The sequence below is a fragment of the Citrobacter amalonaticus genome, from assembly GCF_002918555.1.
GTDB classification, from domain to species: Bacteria; Pseudomonadota; Gammaproteobacteria; order Enterobacterales; family Enterobacteriaceae; genus Citrobacter_C; species Citrobacter_C amalonaticus_A.
Genome location: NZ_PQMB01000001.1, coordinates 576,709 through 594,050 on the forward strand (window position 1 = coordinate 576,709; position 17,342 = coordinate 594,050).

Genomic DNA, 17,342 nt, shown 5'->3' on the forward strand with positions numbered 1-17,342 from the left:
ACCACGACAAAAAGCCCCGAGACAACAAATTTCGGGGCTTTTTATCCCCTTTGCCGGACTCTGGCAGCTGGCGCTGATGCGATGCCGCTGCGTTAAAGAGGCTGCCGCCCGGAAAATCAACCAGGAACAGGCAGGGATCGCTCAACGACAATCCCGTAATTTTGCTGGCAATATGTCCACATTTTCGCCCGGCATAAATTCCGGAGCATGCAGTTATTGCTGCTCGCCAATCATCATTCTGGCCGAATCAAAAAGTGCCAGTACGTGTGAATATCCAGCTGCCGCTCTTCCACCATCATCAGGGCAATAATGTCCCCCCAGCAGAAGCAGTGACTGTTCAAACAAACTGGCCATTGGCTGTTGCGAGACAATTTCATCCGGTAAGCACAATTTGCTGGTCACCGGAATACGTAAAAAGTGGTCACAAACCGCTTTCATTGAGCTGTCAGGATTAGCGCCAATATGAACAACGGCGGCCTTAAACATTTTGGCTTTTCTGGCAATTCCCAGCGGAAACCATGTCTCACCGCTACCGGAGCCGACAATGAGCAGATCATTCTCCGTGATGGCAGGCTCGGTAATTTGTCCGACAACAACGGTATTGATTCCCGGATGAGCCAGACGCTTTGCAATCGCCTGTAGCGATAAAAGTACCGGAGAACTTACGTGCGGTTTCGTCTCCGGGCGGTCATGGGGTGAGACAGCCCTGGATGATTAACTCACGGGATATGACGCTCGGCGAAATTTCCCGATAAAGCGCAATGAACCATAAAAAAAAGCCAGTCCGCTGCGCCGCGGACTGGCTTCTTTTATTCAATCTGCGTTTTTAATGCGTCTTCTTCACGCGCTCAGGGAAGTGCATTTCACTGTAGCGAACAAAGTGTGTTCCCTTCGTCAGCTTGTAGCCAAACCAGATAATCAGGAACAGCGGAATACCGATATAGGTTGCCGCAACGCCACCCCAGTCGATGGTGTCTTTCAGAAACGCTTCATAGTTCTGACCCAGTGTGATGATCAGGCACAATACGAAGGCGAAAATCGGTCCCAGCGGGAAGAAACCGGAGCGATATGGCAGTTCACTCACGTCGCGCCCCTGCAGCACATAACCCCGACGGAAACGATAGTGGCTAATGGCAATCCCCAGCCAGGCGATAAAGCCCGTCATACCCGAGGTGTTCAGCAGCCACAGGTAGACGGTCTGGTTACCAAACATAGAGGTCAGGAAGCACAGACCAGCAACCACCGTCGTGGCATACAGCGCATTGCGTGGAACGCCGCCACGCGACAGTTTAGAGAAAATACGTGGCGCTTTGCCATCGCAGGCCAGGGTGTAGAGCATACGGGTTGAGGCGTACATCCCGGAGTTACCCGCCGACAGCACCGCCGTCAGGATAACCGCGTTCATCACCGCCGCAGCGGAAAGCAAACCCGCATGCTGGAACACCAGGGTGAACGGGCTGACGCTGATGTCTTTAACATCGTTACGCAGCAGACTCGGATCGGTGTAAGGAATGATCAGGCTGATAATCAGGATCGCGAACACGTAGAACAGCAGAATTCGCCAGAAAACCTGACGCACGGCACGCGGAATGTTCTTCTCTGGATCTTCAGACTCACCCGCAGCAATACCGATAAGCTCGGTCCCCTGGAAGGAGAAGCCGACAATCATCGCCACGCCAATCATCGCCGCAAAGCCGCCGGCAAACGGCGCATCGCCCGTCGTCCAGTTGCTCCAGCCCACCGGCTCCACGCCTTTAAAGATGCCGATAATCATCATCACGCCAACGACGATGAAGATAATGACGGTCGCCACTTTAATCAGTGAGAACCAGTATTCGGCTTCACCAAAGCCTCTGACCGAAATGTAGTTCAGCAGGAAGATCACGCAGAGGAATAACGCACTCCAGATCCAGCCCGGCGTGTCGGGGAACCACCAGCTCATCACCAGCTGCGCCGCTACAAGGTCAACGGCGATCGTTACCGCCCAGTTGTACCAGTAGTTCCAGCCCAGCGCGAAGCCAAAACCTTCTTCAACATAGTTCTGACCGTAGGTGGCAAACGAACCGGATACCGGCATGTATGCCGCCAGTTCGCCGAGACTGGTCATCAGGAAGTACACCATCAGGCCAATCAGAATATAAGAAAACAGCGCGCCGCCCGGACCCGCCGCAGAAATAGTTGCACCAGATGCAACAAAGAGACCCGTACCAATGGAGCCGCCAATGGCAATCATTGTCAGGTGACGCGCCTTCAGTTCACGACGTAGCGTGGGCGCTTCTGTGGTTTTAGTTTCGGAAACCATGTGAAAATGCTATCCATCCAAAAAATGAGGCAAGATTGTAGCAGACGAAACGCGTTCCTTCCGGCACAAATACGCTGTTATAAGAGACCTTCATGACTGGCCGCGGATTATAAGTAACGTGTAGGCCGGAGAAGACGTTTTAACGTCATCATCCGGCAAAGGCGCGATGCCTTATCCGGTCTGCGAAGTTATTCGCAGTAACTCAGGAAACGCTGTAAAGCATTGGAGAGATGTTTTTGGCGATGATGAATACGCCATAGCGTACGAACCAGACGCGGGAGCGGCACCGCAACTTCACTTAATGTCCCGGCCTGAAGCTGTTCTTCAATCACGCGCCGTGACAAACAGCTGATACCCAGTCCATGACGAACGGCGTGCTTAATGGCCTCAGAGTTTCCCAACTCCATCGCCATCTGAAACTTCGGCAAATGCGACAGCAGCAGATAATCGACAATTTCACGGGTGCCGGAACCGCGCTCGCGCAGGATCCAGGGGGCGGCGGCCAGTTGCTCAAGCGTTACCGGTCCCTGCGCCAGCGGCGAAGACGGCGCGGTCAACACCACCAGCTCATCTTCCAGCCAGGGTTCGGAGACAATTTCCGTATTGTGGCACGGACCTTCTATCAGGCCGATATCCACCCGAAAATCGAGTACCGCATTGATGACATCCTGGCTGTTACCCACGCTCAGCTCCAGCGGCAGATCAGGATAATCATGACGATAGCGGGCAATAACGCCAGGTAACACGTAGTTTCCGATGGTGCTACTGGCATAGACCCGAATAGCGCCATTATCTTTGCGAAACAGCTGTTCTATCTCAACAGTCTGCTCCAGCAGCGCCAGCGCACGCGGATACAATAAACGCCCATGTTCGTTAACCACCAGCCGTTTGCCGACGCGGTCAAACAGCTGTACGCCGAGCTGCCCCTCCAGATCGGTAAGCGCGGCGCTGACGGCAGATTGCGACAACGCGAGCATAACCGACGCCTGAGTCGTCGAACCACTTTTGAGGACTTCCGTAAACACTTCTAGTTGTCGCAGGGTGATGTGCATTGTCGCTTACCACTTATAAAGATTAATTATAAATATATAATCAATTTTATTTTTAAACCAGTTCGCCGTAACATTTTGCCCATATAAAGGAGAAGGTTATGACAGAACTCACTTTACAGAACCATCGTCGTACAGTGTGGCATTTTATTCCGGGGCTCGCCCTGAGTGCAGTAATTACCGGGCTCGCCCTGTGGGGAGGCTCCATTCCCGCCGTGGCGGGGGCGGGATTCAGCGCCCTTACCTTAGCCATTTTAGTCGGAATGGTTATTGGCAATACCGTCTATCCACACATCTGGAAAAGCTGTGACGGCGGCGTGATCTTTGCCAAACAGCACCTGCTGCGCCTGGGGATCATTCTTTACGGTTTTCGTCTGACTTTCGCACAGATTGCCGACGTCGGCATCAGCGGGATCGTAATTGACGTTCTGACGCTTTCCAGCACCTTTATGCTGGCCTGCGTCCTCGGGCAGAAGGTGTTCGGTCTGGATCGCCATACCAGCTGGTTGATTGGCGCGGGCAGCAGTATCTGTGGCGCAGCGGCGGTGCTGGCAACAGAACCGGTGGTAAAAGCTGAAGCCAGTAAAGTGACGGTCGCCGTGGCTACCGTTGTTATCTTCGGCACGCTGGCTATCTTCCTTTATCCTGCAATGTACCCGTGGCTTTCGCACTGGTTCAGCCCGGAAAACTACGGGATTTACATTGGTTCAACCATGCATGAAGTGGCGCAGGTGGTCGCTGCCGGTCACGCCATTAGCCCGGATGCAGAAAACGCGGCGGTGATTGCCAAAATGCTGCGCGTGATGATGCTGGCGCCGTTCCTTATCCTCCTGGCGGCACGTGTCAAACAGCTCTCACCGGCAACCGGCGCAGAAAAAAGCAAAATCACCATTCCGTGGTTTGCCGTGCTGTTCATCGTCGTGGCGATCTTTAACTCGTTCCACCTGCTGCCGAAGGCCGTCGTGGACATGCTGATTACGCTGGATACCGTACTGCTGGCGATGGCGATGGCCGCACTGGGACTTACCACTCACGTGAGTGCGCTGAAGAAAGCCGGGGCGAAACCGTTGCTGATGGCGCTGATGCTGTTTGCCTGGCTGATTGTCGGCGGTGGCGCGATTAACATCCTGATTCACCACCTTATTGCATAATTAGCTACATCCCTGACCTGTTAACCCGTTATTATTGGCAAGTATCAATTTCCGCATCCGCAAAATTTTTCAGGTTGTATCAAGGCGGCAAGTGAATGACGAATTTGTCGCTGCGTTGCCGCGTAACCCGGCCTTGTGGGGCCAGCGCAGGCGCGGTTCAAAACGACGACGCGTTTTGTCCTGCAACTCAAATTATTTAGCGTATAGCGGGTTAACAGGAGTCTTTCATGAAATACATCGGAGCGCACGTTAGCGCTGCGGGCGGACTGGCCAATGCCGCCATTCGCGCCGCTGAAATCGACGCAACTGCATTCGCGTTATTCACTAAAAATCAGCGTCAATGGCGCGCCGCGCCGCTTACTACTCAGATCATTGATGATTTTAAAGCCGCCTGCGAAAAATACCACTTTTCGTCTGCGCAAATCCTCCCGCATGACAGCTACCTGATCAACCTCGGCCATCCGGTTCAGGAAGCGCTGGAAAAGTCGCGCGAGGCCTTCGTTGATGAGATGCAGCGCTGCGAACAGCTCGGTTTATCCCTCCTGAACTTCCATCCGGGCAGCCACCTGATGCAAATTTCCGAAGACGAGTGTCTGGCGAAGATCGCAGAATCGATCAATATCGCCCTCGCTCAAACTCAGGGAGTGACCGCCGTCATTGAAAACACCGCAGGTCAGGGCAGCAATCTCGGTTTCAAATTCGAGCATCTCGCCGCCATCATCGACGGAGTGGAAGACAAATCTCGCGTGGGGGTCTGTATTGATACCTGCCATGCGTTTGCTGCCGGTTACGATCTGCGCACCGCCGACGAATGTGAGAAGACGTTTGCCCATTTTGAGCGCATCGTTGGCTTTCAGTATCTGCGCGGGATGCACCTGAACGACGCCAAAAGTACTTTCGGCAGTCGCGTTGACCGTCACCACAGCCTGGGTGAAGGTAACATTGGTCATGACGCGTTTCGCTGGATCATGCAGGACGATCGCTTCGATGGTATCCCGCTGGTGCTGGAAACCATCAATCCGGATATCTGGGCAGAAGAGATTGCGTGGCTGAAAACCCAGCAAACAGAAAAGGTGGTTGCGTAATAATGAACGACAGGGAAAAACAGATACTCAAGATCCTGCGCCGCAATCCGCTGATTCAACAAAACGAAATTGCCGATATTTTGCAGATCAGCCGCTCGCGCGTGGCGGCCCATATCATGGACCTGATGCGTAAGGGGATGATTAAAGGCAAAGGCTACATCCTCACCGAGCAGGAATACTGCGTGGTGGTGGGGGCAATCAACATGGATATTCGCGGCGTGGCAGATATTCATTACCCGCAGGCCGCCTCCAACCCTGGCAGCATTCACTGTTCGGCTGGCGGCGTGGGGCGCAATATCGCCCACAACCTGGCGCTGCTGGGGCGCGATGTTCATTTGATCTCTGCCGTTGGCAGCGACTTTTATGGCGAGACGTTACTGGAACAGACCCGTCAGGCTGGCGTGAATATCTCCAACTGTATTCGCTTGCACGGACATAACACCTCCACCTATCTCTCTATTGCCAATCAGCAGGAAGAGACGGTCCTGGCGATCAACGACACTCACATCCTGCAACAGCTAACGCCGCAGCTGCTGAACGGTTCGCGGGATTTGATTCGCCACGCGGGCGTGGTGCTGGCGGACTGCAACCTGACGCCGGAAGCCATTGAGTGGGTCTTTACCATTGCCGATGATATTCCGGTGTTTATCGATACCGTTTCCGAGTTCAAAGCGGCGAAAATGAAGACCTGGTTTTCGCGTATCCACACTCTGAAACCCACGCAAAAAGAGCTGGAGATCCTTTGGGGTCAGCCCATCGCTTCTGATGCCGATCGCGTTCAGGTAGTGAACGCCCTGCATCAGCAAGGCGTACAGCAAATCTTTGTCTGTCTGGAAGATGAGTCTGTCTTTTGCAGCGAGAAAAACGGCGAGCAGTTCCTGCTCACGCCGCCTGCGCATACGGTGATTGACAGCTTTGGTGCCGATGATGGTTTTATGGCAGGTCTGATTTACAGCTTTCTGGAAGGGAGTAATTTTCGCGACAGCGCAAACTTCGCGATGGCCTGTGCCGCGCTTTCTCGCGCCAGCGTCAGCATTAACAACCCTACTCTCTCTGTGGATAACGCTATCTATCTGCTGCAAACGGCCCAGGCGTAATGCCTGGGCACACCATCGTTCCGGCTACGCTAAACCAATAAAGAATCCGGCTATCGTGGCGCTCATCAGATTAGAGAGCGTCGCCGCGGCCAGCGCCCGCAGCCCCAGTTGCGCAATCTCTGGGGCGCGGTGTGGGGCAACGGCAGAGAATGCCCCCACCACCACGCCGATGGAACCAAAGTTGGCAAAACCACACAGGGCAAACGAGATTATCGCAATGGTCTTCACATCCAGCGTGCCGCCCGTCTGTAAATAGGGTGAGAAGTTGAGATAAGCCACAAACTCGTTAATCGCCAGCTTCTGCCCTATCAGGCTGCCTGCCAGCGTCGCGTCGCTCCAGTCCACGCCCATCAGCCAGGCCAGCGGCGCCAGAAGCCAGCCAAAGATCCCTTCCAGCGTGGCGTGACCAAAACCAAACCAGCCGCCAATCCCACCGATAATCCCGTTGATCATCGCAATAATAGCGACAAACGCCATCACCACCGTCGCCACGCCGGCGGCGATTTTCAGGCCGGTCATCGCGCCGCTGGCTGCCGCTTCAATGATGCTTTTTGGCGGCGTTTCGGTAAATGACAGGTTTTCAAAAGTTACCTGCGTTTCCTCCGTCGCCGGACTCAGCATACGGGCAAACAGAATACCGCCGGGGATCGCCATTAAGGATGCGGCCAGCAGATATTCAATGGGCACGCCCAGACCCGCGTAACCGATCATTGTGGAACCGGCGATTGAGGCCATCCCGCTGCAAATGGCGGTAAACAGCTCATTACGGTTAAGACGATCGATAAACGGTTTTACAATCGCCGGGATCTCGTTTTGCCCGAGAAAAATGGTGGTGACCGCAACAAACGATTCGATCTTACTGATATTCAGCGCTTTCTGGAAAATGCCGCCGAGAATGCGGATGAGCCCTCCCATTACGCCGATGTAATACAACAGGCTCACCAGTGCGGTAATAAAAATAATCGCTGGCAGTACGCGAAAGGCAAACACAAATCCGGCACCATCAAAAACCTGATCCATTTTCGGTCCCACCAGCGAACCAAAAATAAAGGCGCTTCCCGCGTCGCTATAGGTCATCACCTTGTGTACCCCCAGCGCCGCCTGTTCGGCCAGCCATTTGCCCGGTGGAAAGTAGAGCATCACACCGCCAATGGCAAATTGCAGCACCAGCGCCGCTCCTACGGTACGCAGGCTGATACGTTTTTTATTTACTGACAGCAGGAACGCGATTGCCAGTAATACCGCCATTCCCAGAACACTTCTCATTATATCCATAATGATCTTCCCGTCATGCCAGGTCTTAACGCGTTATGGGCGACCGCTCACTGCCCATCAGATTTTCATAGGCCTGTGCCGCGACGGCACGGGCCTGTCGTGGCGTCAGATATATTTGCACACACACTCTTCCACTAAATCCCAGAACCATGCGGTATCAATCGTGATACCCACCTTCGCATTCGCCGGTTTTCCTGACACGCCCAGCTCGTCGCAAACCGTGCGGCCATAGCACGGGCCGCTGTTGACATCGACTTCGACATACATGTCCTGGGTTTTGATCCCCTGGGGATTGATGAGATAACCGATACAGGTGGCATCGTGCACCGGGCCACCGGCCAGACCGTAATTTTCAAACTGCGTTTTAAGGGTAAAATTCATGATATCGCTGAATAACTGACCTGCCGGACCTCCCACCTTTTCCATCCGGGCAATAATATCGGCGGTACAAACGGTCTGATTGGTCAGATCCAGCCCCATCATCACCAGCGGCACCCCGGAGGTGAAGACCACGCGGGCCGCTTCCGGGTCGGCGAAGATATTGAACTCGGCGGAAGGGGTAAAGTTGCCGGTACCGTATGCGCCGCCCATCAGGACGATCTCACGGATTTTCGGCACAATTTCGGGCTGCATACGCATCGCTACGGCAATGTTCGTCAACGGTCCTACCGGAACCAGCGTGATGTCGCCATGACTTGCCATCAGCGTGTCGATAATATATTTCACCGCATGGGTAGTCTCCGCTTTACGGGTCAGCGGTTCAAATACCGGGCCATCCAGACCTGACTCACCGTGGATATTGTCCGCCACAATCTGTTTGCGCATAATCGGTTGCGGCATTCCGGCATAAACCGGCACATTAATATTGAGCTTCTGACAAACATTTAATCCGTTAACTAATGTCTTATCCAGCGTCTGGTTTCCGGCAACAATCGTAATACCCAGGAGATCAATTGCCGGATGTCGGGCCGCCATCATCATGGCAATAGCGTCATCATGGCCCGGATCGCAATCCAGAATTATTTTTCTTTTTTCCATTTTTTATTTCCTCTGTTCGCTGTTACGTTATTTTTTTCTTATCAAAGAAAACCAAAGCGGGTCGTTGATTGAATCATAACGACAGAAAACGTATGCTGAATATGAGAAATCTCATACCGGGAAACCATTGTGAAAGAAATCCAAAATGACGATCTCAGGCAGCAGCTGATAAGCAATTCTGGCTATACAAAATGCTTTTCTGTTGATGTCGCGCATGATACCCGGTTGTTTCATGTGGCGGCCGGAGACTACATTGTGCGGGAAGGAAACCGGCCAGCCTGGCTGTTTTATCTGGTTCGCGGTCGCGCCAGGCTGGACGCCACGTTACCGAACGGGCGCGTGTCGTTAATCGACTTTTTTGGCGCGCCCTGTTTTATTGGGGAAATTGAATTAGTTGATGCCGATCACGAACCGCGCGCCGTCCAGGCCATTGAAGAATGCTGGTGTCTGGCGCTACCGATAAAACAATATCGTCCATTGTTATTAAACGATGCGACTTTCCTGCGTCAACTTTGTGTCGCATTAAGTCGTAAAAATTATCGAAATATTGTCTCACTGACCCAGAATCAGTCATTTCCGCTAATTAATCGTCTGGCCGCTTTTATTTTACTGACACAGCATGGTGATATTTATCACGAAAAACATACTCAGGCGGCGGAATATATGGGCGTGACCTACCGTCATCTATTATATGTCATCGCACAATTTACGCGGGAAGGTCTGCTGTTAAAACAAAAGAACGGCTATGCCATTAAAGATAAAAAGCGCCTGACTGCCCTGGCGCTTGAGATGGATCCGGAAAATAGTTTTACCCGTTTATTGCACTAACCGGTGCGCCAGCAAAACCTGGCGCACCGCTATTTCAGGCAAGACCAATAAAGAATCCGGCTATCGTGGCGCTCATCAGGTTAGAGAGCGTCGCCGCGGCCAGCGCCCGCATCCCCAGCTGGGCGATTTCCGGCGCACGCTGCGGCGCAATCGCCGAAAATGCCCCCACCACCACGCCGATGGAACCAAAGTTGGCAAAACCACACAGGGCGAACGAGATGATCGCAATGGTCTTCACATCCAGCGTGCCGCCCGTCTGTAAATAGGGTGAGAAGTTGAGATAAGCCACAAACTCGTTAATCGCCAGCTTCTGCCCTATCAGGCTGCCTGCCAGCGTTGCGTCGCTCCAGTCCACGCCCATAATCCAGGCCAGCGGCGCCAGAACCCAGCCAAAGATCCCTTCGAGCGTGGCGTGACCATAGCCGAACCAGCCGCCAATCCCGCCGATAATCCCGTTGATCATTGCGATAATGGCGACAAACGCCATCACCACCGTCGCCACGCCAGCGGCGATTTTCAGGCCAGTCATCGCGCCACTGGCTGCCGCTTCAATGATGCTTTTTGGCGGCGTTTCGGTAAATGACAGGTTCTCGAAAGTGACTTTTGACGCTTCCGTCGCCGGACTCAGCATACGGGCAAACAGAATACCGCCAGGGATCGCCATTAAGGATGCGGCCAGCAGATAATCAATCGGTACCCCCATCCCCGCGTAACCAATCATCATCGAACCGGCAATAGAAGCCATTCCACTACAGATAGCGGTAAACAGCTCGTTGCGGTTAAGACGATCGATAAACGGTTTTACAATCGCCGGGATCTCGTTTTGCCCAAGGAAGATGGTGGTGACCGCAACAAACGACTCGATTTTGCTGATGTTCAGCGCTTTCTGGAAAATACCGCCAAGAATACGGATGAGCAGCCCCATCACACCGATGTAGTAAAGCAAACTGATAAGCGCAGTCACAAAGATGATGGCGGGCAGTACGCGGAAGGCGAAGATAAATCCGGCGCCGTCAAACAGCACATCCATTTTTGGCCCCACCAGCGAGCCAAAGATAAATGCACTTCCTGCGTCGCTATAGGACATCACCTTATGCACGCCGAGGGCGGCCTGCTCCACCAGCCATTTCCCCGGCGGAAAATAGAGCATGATCCCACCGATGGCAATTTGCAGCACCAGCGCCGCACCGACGGTACGCAAACTGATTTGTTTTTTATTTACTGACAGCAGGAACGCGATTGCCAGTAATACCAGCATACCCACAACACTTCTCATTATATCCATAATGATCTTCCCTTCATGCCAGGAAACCCGGCGTAAACGCCAGGTTTTGGTATGGTTGATGTTCGCGGGCGACCGCTCTCTGCCCGTGAGGTGTAATCACGCGAGGCGTTGGTACTCCTTCGCAATCTCGCAGGCCAGTACGGCGTTATTAAACACCAGTTGGATGTTGGACTTCAGGCTGTCGCCACCGGTCAGTTCTGCTACACGCGCCAGCAGGAACGGCGTGCTCTCTTTGCCCACGACGCCCTGCTCTTCGGCTTCCTTCACGGCCTGGTCGATCGCGGCATTAATTTTCTCTTCCGCCATCGCAAACTGTTCCGGGATCGGATTGGCCACAACCAGACCACCGTTCAGACCGGTCTGCCACTTCACCGCCATCGCGCGGGCGATTTCTTTCGCGCTGTCCAGACGAATGCTGACGTCAAACGGACTGGTGCGGCAGAAAAATGCCGGAAGCGCTGTGGTTTGATAACCAATGAGCGGCACGCCGAAGGTTTCCAGATATTCCGTGGTTAACCCGAGGTCGAGAATAGATTTCGCACCGGCACAAACCACGGTGACATTGGTATGCGCCAGCTCCTGTAGATCAGCAGAAATATCGAACGTGTGTTCCGCACCGCGGTGTACCCCACCAATACCACCGGTCGCAAAAACCGTAATTCCGGCCAGTGCGGCAATAATCATGGTGGATGCAACGGTAGTCGCACCATTTTTTCCGGCAGCAACAACAAACGGTAAATCACGGCGACTGACTTTAGTTACGCTATGTCCTTCACGACCTAATAATTCAATCTCTTCTTTACTCAGGCCCACTTTCATTACGCCGCCAATAATGGCAATAGTTGCCGGAACAGCGCCATGCTTACGAATAGTTTCTTCAACTTCAATTGCCGTTTGCGCATTCTGCGGGAATGGCATACCGTGGGAAATAATGGTAGATTCCAGGGCGACAATGGGTTTTTTACTGTTTAAAGCTTCCTGTACTTCTGGCGAAATTTGTAATAATTCAGAGGAAAGGGTTAATTCAGACATTCTGTGTTCTCCACTAACGATGTAACATTCGCAACAGACAAATCAGGGTTATTGGTATATTCACAGGCAAGCGCCATTGATGAACAACCCTGCGCAAATCGAACCGAATCTATAAACGGCAGACCGTCAACCCAGCAGGCAGCAAGCCCCGCCATCATGGCATCACCGGCGCCGGTCACATTAATGACGTTGGTTTTAAAAGGTCGCGACCAGCCGTTTTCGCCGTTAATATCGCTGTAATACACGCCGTCGCCTCCCATGCTGAGAACCAGGCGATTCAGACCATGTTCATGGAACCACGCGGCGACCTTTCCGACATCATCACGCCCGGAGAGAGCAATGCCGCTGAGGGTTTCCGCCTCCAGACGGTTAGGCTTCAGGGTATGGATGTTGCCAAGCCGCTCGCGTATTTTGACGCACTTCCACGCCGAAACCGGATCAACAAACACCGGAACATCGCCCGCATTTTCCAGCACCCAGGCCAGCGCTTCTTCACTGATATTGCAGTCAGCGACAATCACCTTCGCACCGCGGATAAAATCCGTATGCTGCGCTAAAAATTCCGCCGAAATGTGTTCGGTAATACTCATATCATTGATAGCCACCAGCATTTCGCCAGTATTATCGAGCAGGGATAAATAACTTGATGTATTTTCCCCTGGCACAATCAGACATTTATCAACATGTACACCGGACTGGTTTGTTTGCGCCAGTAATGACTGCCCATAGAAATCACTGCCGACGGCGGTCAATAACCATGAATTTTTTCCCAGCAGCGCCAGATTATGCGAAATATTACGTCCCACGCCGCCCGGAGTGAATTTAATCTTTCCCGGATTCGAATCTGCATAATTTAAAGAAGCATGCGAATACCCGGCAACGTCCATATTGGCAGAACCAATAGTTACTATGTATTCCTTTTCACGCATAGCACGTCCTCTGGCAATAAATTGCCATAACAAAGAGTTCGTTAACAATAACTCCCGGCACAACCGGAATTATTAGAGCACATGTTCACTATCAAACATGTGTTCATGATATGCCTGTTTTTGACAAAGTAAATCCATTCGCAAGCGTCAAAGCGAATAGATATGAACAGAATCACAATTTTTTATAGATACAGTTTGCAACGGAGGAAAAAATTGAGAGGGAGGACACAAACCTGGGAAATAAAAAAAGGGCAGAGATCGCTCTCTGCCCTGGGGATGAACCTGAACTTATGCCGCTTTGCCGACGACGTCCTCTTCCGGACGCTTCAGGAAGGCATACGCCAGACCAGCAACCAGCGTACCGGCAACAATCGCCAGCAGATATCCCAGGACCGGGGTAATCGCCCCAGGGATCAGCAGTACAAACAGACCGCCGTGCGGCGCCATCAGCTTCGCGCCTACCGCCATAGAGATAGCCCCCGTCAGCGCGCCACCGACGATACAGCACGGCAGGACACGCATCGGATCACGCGCCGCGAACGGGATAGCCCCTTCGGTAATGAAGCACAGCCCCAGTACCAGCGCGGCTTTGCCCCCCTCCTGCTGCGCCTTGTCGAATTTACGACGCGCAACCAGAGTGGCCAGGCCCAGCGCCAGCGGTGGCACCATACCTGCCGCCATAATCGCCGCCATCGGCGCATAGGTCTGGGTACTCAGCAGGCCGACGCCAAACGCATATGCCGCTTTGTTCACCGGGCCGCCCATGTCGGTACACATCATACCGCCGAGAATTGCGCCCAGCAGAACCGCATTCGCCGTACCCATTGTTTGCAGCCAGTGGGTCAGCGCTTCCAGGATGCCCGCAACGGGTTTACCGATGAGATAAATCATTGCCAGACCCACCACCAGACTGGAGATCAGCGGAATGATCAGGATCGGTTTCAGGGCCTCCATACTCTGCGGCAATTTCAGCTTCGTGCTGATCATCTTCGCGACGTAACCGGCAAGGAAACCGGCGATGATGCCGCCGATAAAGCCAGACCCCGTGCTCACCGCCAGCATACCGCCGATTAGACCAGGCGTCAGGCCAGGACGATCCGCAATGGAAAAGGCGATATAACCGGCCAGCACGGGCACCATCAGCGCGAAGGCCGAACCGCCGCCAATCTGCATCAGCGCCGCCGCCAGCGTCCCCTCTTCTTTAAACGCTTCAATACCAAAAGCGAAGGAGAGCGCGATACACAGACCGCCGGCAACCACCATCGGCAACATGTAGGATACGCCTGTCAGCAAGTGACGATAGGCTCCCGCACTCTCTTTTTTACCGTCAGCCGTCGCCGTCTGCGCTTTGGCTGAAGGTTGGTACAGCGTCGCTTCAGCCACCGCTTTGTCCAGCTCCTGCGCCGTTTTCTTCAGCGCCAGGCCCGTTGAGGTGCGGTACATCGGCTTACCGGCAAACTTCGCCAGATCCACTTCAATATCCGCCGCCACAATCACCAGATCCGCTTCCGCTACCTCTTCCGGGGTGATGGCATTGCCAGCCCCGACGGAACCACGGGTTTCAACTTTCACCCACCATCCGCGTTTTTTCGCTTCGGTTTCAATCGCTTCAGCCGCCATAAAGGTGTGCGCCACGCCGGTCGGACAGGCGGTTACCGCGACCACGCGTTTTGGCCCCTTGCTGGCGACAGACGCCGCAGCCTGCGGTGCGCTATAAGGTGTAGCGTGACCTTTCGCTTCGCTGAGGAACAGTTCAGGATGAGCAACCGCACGTGCGATGTCGCCCAGCCAGACTTTTTTCCCCTTCAGCGCGCTATCGTCAGGAATGGCGTTGCCCAGCACAATGGCCAGCTCCGCGTCATTCGGATTGTCGATGATTTCCAGATTTGCTTTCTGTGCCGCCACGCCGAGCAGGGTCTTCGCCATGTAGGCGCGAGCCTGGCCGAGGTTAGCGTCAATAATCAGCAGCGTTTTCATTATGCCTCTCCTGCTGTCAGTTAAACGGTTTTAAGTCGACGCGCGCCATCATCGCGGCCAACTGAGGACGATCGGTAATGCCGACATTACTCTGGCTCACCGCAAGAGCAGCAACCGCAGTCGCCAGACGCAAAGTATGTTCACTGGATTCACGCATCAGCAGACCGTAAATCAGACCGCCAACCATAGAGTCCCCCGCGCCTACGGTGCTCACCACATCAACAGAAGGAGGTTTTGCAAGCCATTCACCCGAAGCGTTGACCCACAGCGCCCCTTCAGCACCCAGCGAAATCACCACGTGGGCAATCCCTTGTTCACGCAGCGCGTGCGCCGCTTCGATCACATCTTTCATTTCCGGCAGCTTACGACCCGCCCAGATTTCCAGCTCGCGGCGGTTCGGTTTCACCAGCCACGGCGCTGCTTTCAGACCTGCCACCAGCGCTTCACGGCTACTGTCAAAGATAATACATGGGCACTGACTGCGCAGACGCGTCATCCAGTCGGTAAACGCTTCCGGGCTGACGCCGGTCGGCAAGCTGCCGCTGACACAGACCATATCGAACTGACCGAGCCAGCTCAGGGAATCATTAACAAAACGCTCCCAGTCAGCAGGCGTAACGTCAAATCCAGAGAAGTTAAAGTCGGTCACTTCCCCATCTTTTTCAGTCAGCTTGACGTTAATACGGGTACGGCCCTGCACAACCTGAAAACGGTTGGCAATGCCCAGCTCGCTGAACAACTGCTGGAAACCATCCTGGTTGTCTTTGCCCAGGAAACCGCCAACCGTCACATCGATCCCCAGATCTTTTAGTACTTTAGCAACGTTGATGCCTTTACCCGCCGCATGCAGACCGGTGGTTTTCACCAGGTTCACTTCGCCGCGTTCAATTTCCGGACAAAAACCCACCAGATCGTAGGCCGGATTCAGGGTGATAGTTGCAACACGTCTGCTCATTACGCGCCCTCCCCAAGACCGGAAACAATCGCGTCGCCAATGGCTTTCAGCGCCTGTTCAGCATCAGCACCCTGGGCGGTAAAGCGCAGGCGATGGCCTTTCTTCACGCCCAGCGCCACCACTTTCATCAGGCTACGTCCGTTTGCCGGTTTGCCTGTTCCATCAAGGTTTGTCACGGTTATTTCACTGTTAAATTGTTTAATCGTATTGACCAGCATGGTGCCCGGACGGGCATGCAGGCCGTGCTCATTACGCACGACGAACTCAGCGTTCAGCACATCGTCAGTCAGCGCATCATCACTGGTCAGCAACGCCAGCACGGTAGCGGCATCGGCTTTCAGCAGGCGGTCAGCTTTATTGTCCAGCAGCAGACCGCTCAGGCGTCTGAGCACCGCAACCGGTTGATCATCATTCATTGCCACGGTGACCAGCATCGCGACCTGCTCGCCTTGTGCATCAAACGCGCTTACCGCACGGCTAACCGCAACGGCGCTGCGCAGGTTGCCTGCCGCGCTGTCGTTCAACCAGATCCCCTGGCCCAGATTCATCGGCTGCTCGTTGATCGCTTTAGTGACAAACTGAACGTCAACGGCGCCCACTTCTTTCAGACGTGCAGCGTTGTGCGCCTGTAGCGTCACCAGATCGGTGGCGACAACATCCAGCGTCAGCGTCTCGTTATCCAGCTTCAGCTGTTCGCTCTGTTTCTCACCCATCAGCAAAGCGCGCAGCTCTTCGGCGGTGGTGGCAGATTTCAGCTGTTCAGCGACGGAGTCGTCGCTCAGCACATGCGTCAGCTGACGTAACAGCCCGAGATGCTCATCGGAGCTGGCAGCAATGCCGATAGCGACATAGGCCACCTGCCCTTCCCCCCAGGTGACGCCCTGCGGGAACTGAAACACCTGCACGCCGGTCTTAAGCACCTGATCGCGGGTATCGGTCGTTCCGTGCGGAATCGCGATGCCATTGCCGAGAAAGGTGGATGTCTGCTGCTCGCGCGCCAGCATGCCGTCTACATAGCCATCCGCCACGTTGCCCGCCTGCACTAATGCAGCGGCGACCTGCCGAATAGCCTCTTCTTTGTTTCCGGCCTGCTCGCCCGGATGAATGTCCTGAACAGATAACTGGAACATGGTTCTCCTCTCTTGCCGAATTGAAACGATTCAGCTTCTATGAGAAAAAATGCGCTGATCTGGGTCATAACTGATAACAAGACAGCGCTGAAACGTTTCAAGAAGTCTTGCTCTTTCTGCTTCAGCACGCAAGGAAAGTCGTAAAATTGATTGCAAAACTTAGATGTAAAGCACATTTTTTCTCCGGTAATCCTTCAATGCTGACGCTC

The 17,342-nt window shown here is 53.8% G+C and carries 15 protein-coding genes; 4 read left to right on the forward strand and 11 right to left on the reverse strand.

Features of this window, described 5'->3' with window-relative positions:
- Window positions 1–213: 213 nt before the first annotated feature.
- From C3432_RS27910 to yieE, 3 genes are all read right to left on the reverse strand, one after another.
- Complete coding sequence (locus tag C3432_RS27910) at window positions 214–486, reverse strand: hypothetical protein (protein WP_258041583.1); 273 nt, start codon at window positions 484–486, stop codon at window positions 214–216.
- 340 nt (window positions 487–826) lie between these two features.
- Window positions 827–2,302, reverse strand: a complete 1,476-nt coding sequence (gene lysP, locus C3432_RS02915; RefSeq protein ID WP_103775180.1) for a lysine-specific permease — start codon at window positions 2,300–2,302, stop codon at window positions 827–829.
- A 188-nt stretch (window positions 2,303–2,490) separates the two neighbouring features.
- The gene (yieE, locus tag C3432_RS02920; RefSeq protein ID WP_103775181.1) at window positions 2,491–3,354 is read right to left on the reverse strand and encodes a DNA-binding transcriptional regulator YeiE; all 864 of its coding nucleotides are present in this window, start codon (window positions 3,352–3,354) and stop codon (window positions 2,491–2,493) included.
- 98 nt (window positions 3,355–3,452) lie between these two features.
- On the opposite strand from yieE, the gene C3432_RS02925 reads away from it, so the two are divergent.
- From C3432_RS02925 to C3432_RS02935, 3 genes are all read left to right on the forward strand, one after another.
- Window positions 3,453–4,502 carry a YeiH family protein gene (locus tag C3432_RS02925; RefSeq protein ID WP_103775182.1) on the forward strand — a complete coding sequence of 350 codons (1,050 nt, stop codon included), beginning with the start codon at window positions 3,453–3,455 and terminating at the stop codon, window positions 4,500–4,502.
- Window positions 4,503–4,729: 227 nt separating this feature from the next.
- Window positions 4,730–5,587 (forward strand): deoxyribonuclease IV, encoded by an 858-nt coding sequence (nfo, locus tag C3432_RS02930; protein WP_103775183.1) that lies wholly within the window; start codon window positions 4,730–4,732, stop codon window positions 5,585–5,587.
- A gap of 2 nt (window positions 5,588–5,589) precedes the next feature.
- Entirely contained in the window at window positions 5,590–6,684 is a 1,095-nt protein-coding gene (locus tag C3432_RS02935; protein ID WP_103775184.1) for a sugar kinase, read from the forward strand.
- A 24-nt stretch (window positions 6,685–6,708) separates the two neighbouring features.
- On the opposite strand, the gene C3432_RS02940 is transcribed toward C3432_RS02935, so the two are convergent.
- Together C3432_RS02940 and rihB are read right to left on the reverse strand one after the other, a co-directional pair.
- Window positions 6,709–7,959 carry a NupC/NupG family nucleoside CNT transporter gene (locus tag C3432_RS02940; protein ID WP_103775185.1) on the reverse strand — a complete coding sequence of 417 codons (1,251 nt, stop codon included), beginning with the start codon at window positions 7,957–7,959 and terminating at the stop codon, window positions 6,709–6,711.
- Window positions 7,960–8,064: 105 nt separating this feature from the next.
- Window positions 8,065–8,997 (reverse strand): ribosylpyrimidine nucleosidase, encoded by a 933-nt coding sequence (gene rihB / locus C3432_RS02945; protein WP_103775186.1) that lies wholly within the window; start codon window positions 8,995–8,997, stop codon window positions 8,065–8,067.
- Window positions 8,998–9,126: 129 nt separating this feature from the next.
- Here rihB and C3432_RS02950 point away from each other — a divergent pair, with 129 nt between their 5' ends.
- Window positions 9,127–9,825, forward strand: coding sequence for a transcriptional regulator YeiL (locus C3432_RS02950; RefSeq protein WP_103775187.1), 699 nt, complete (start codon window positions 9,127–9,129; stop codon window positions 9,823–9,825).
- Window positions 9,826–9,859: 34 nt separating this feature from the next.
- Here the strand turns inward: C3432_RS02950 and C3432_RS02955 are convergent, their stop codons facing one another.
- From C3432_RS02955 to fruB, 6 genes are all read right to left on the reverse strand, one after another.
- Window positions 9,860–11,110 carry a NupC/NupG family nucleoside CNT transporter gene (locus tag C3432_RS02955; RefSeq protein ID WP_103775188.1) on the reverse strand — a complete coding sequence of 417 codons (1,251 nt, stop codon included), beginning with the start codon at window positions 11,108–11,110 and terminating at the stop codon, window positions 9,860–9,862.
- A 96-nt stretch (window positions 11,111–11,206) separates the two neighbouring features.
- Complete coding sequence (locus C3432_RS02960; protein WP_103775189.1) at window positions 11,207–12,142, reverse strand: pseudouridine-5'-phosphate glycosidase; 936 nt, start codon at window positions 12,140–12,142, stop codon at window positions 11,207–11,209.
- The gene (locus tag C3432_RS02965) at window positions 12,130–13,071 is read right to left on the reverse strand and encodes a pseudouridine kinase (RefSeq protein ID WP_103775190.1); all 942 of its coding nucleotides are present in this window, start codon (window positions 13,069–13,071) and stop codon (window positions 12,130–12,132) included. Before C3432_RS02965 ends, C3432_RS02960 begins: the two co-directional genes overlap by 13 nt.
- Window positions 13,072–13,359: 288 nt before the next feature.
- Window positions 13,360–15,048 carry a PTS fructose transporter subunit IIBC gene (gene fruA, locus C3432_RS02970; protein ID WP_103775191.1) on the reverse strand — a complete coding sequence of 563 codons (1,689 nt, stop codon included), beginning with the start codon at window positions 15,046–15,048 and terminating at the stop codon, window positions 13,360–13,362.
- 16 nt (window positions 15,049–15,064) lie between these two features.
- Entirely contained in the window at window positions 15,065–16,003 is a 939-nt protein-coding gene (gene fruK, locus C3432_RS02975) for a 1-phosphofructokinase (protein WP_103775192.1), read from the reverse strand.
- On the reverse strand, window positions 16,003–17,133 hold the full coding sequence (gene fruB, locus C3432_RS02980; RefSeq protein ID WP_103775193.1) for a fused PTS fructose transporter subunit IIA/HPr protein: 1,131 nt from the start codon (window positions 17,131–17,133) through the stop codon (window positions 16,003–16,005). Before fruB ends, fruK begins: the two co-directional genes overlap by 1 nt.
- Window positions 17,134–17,342 lie beyond the last annotated feature (209 nt).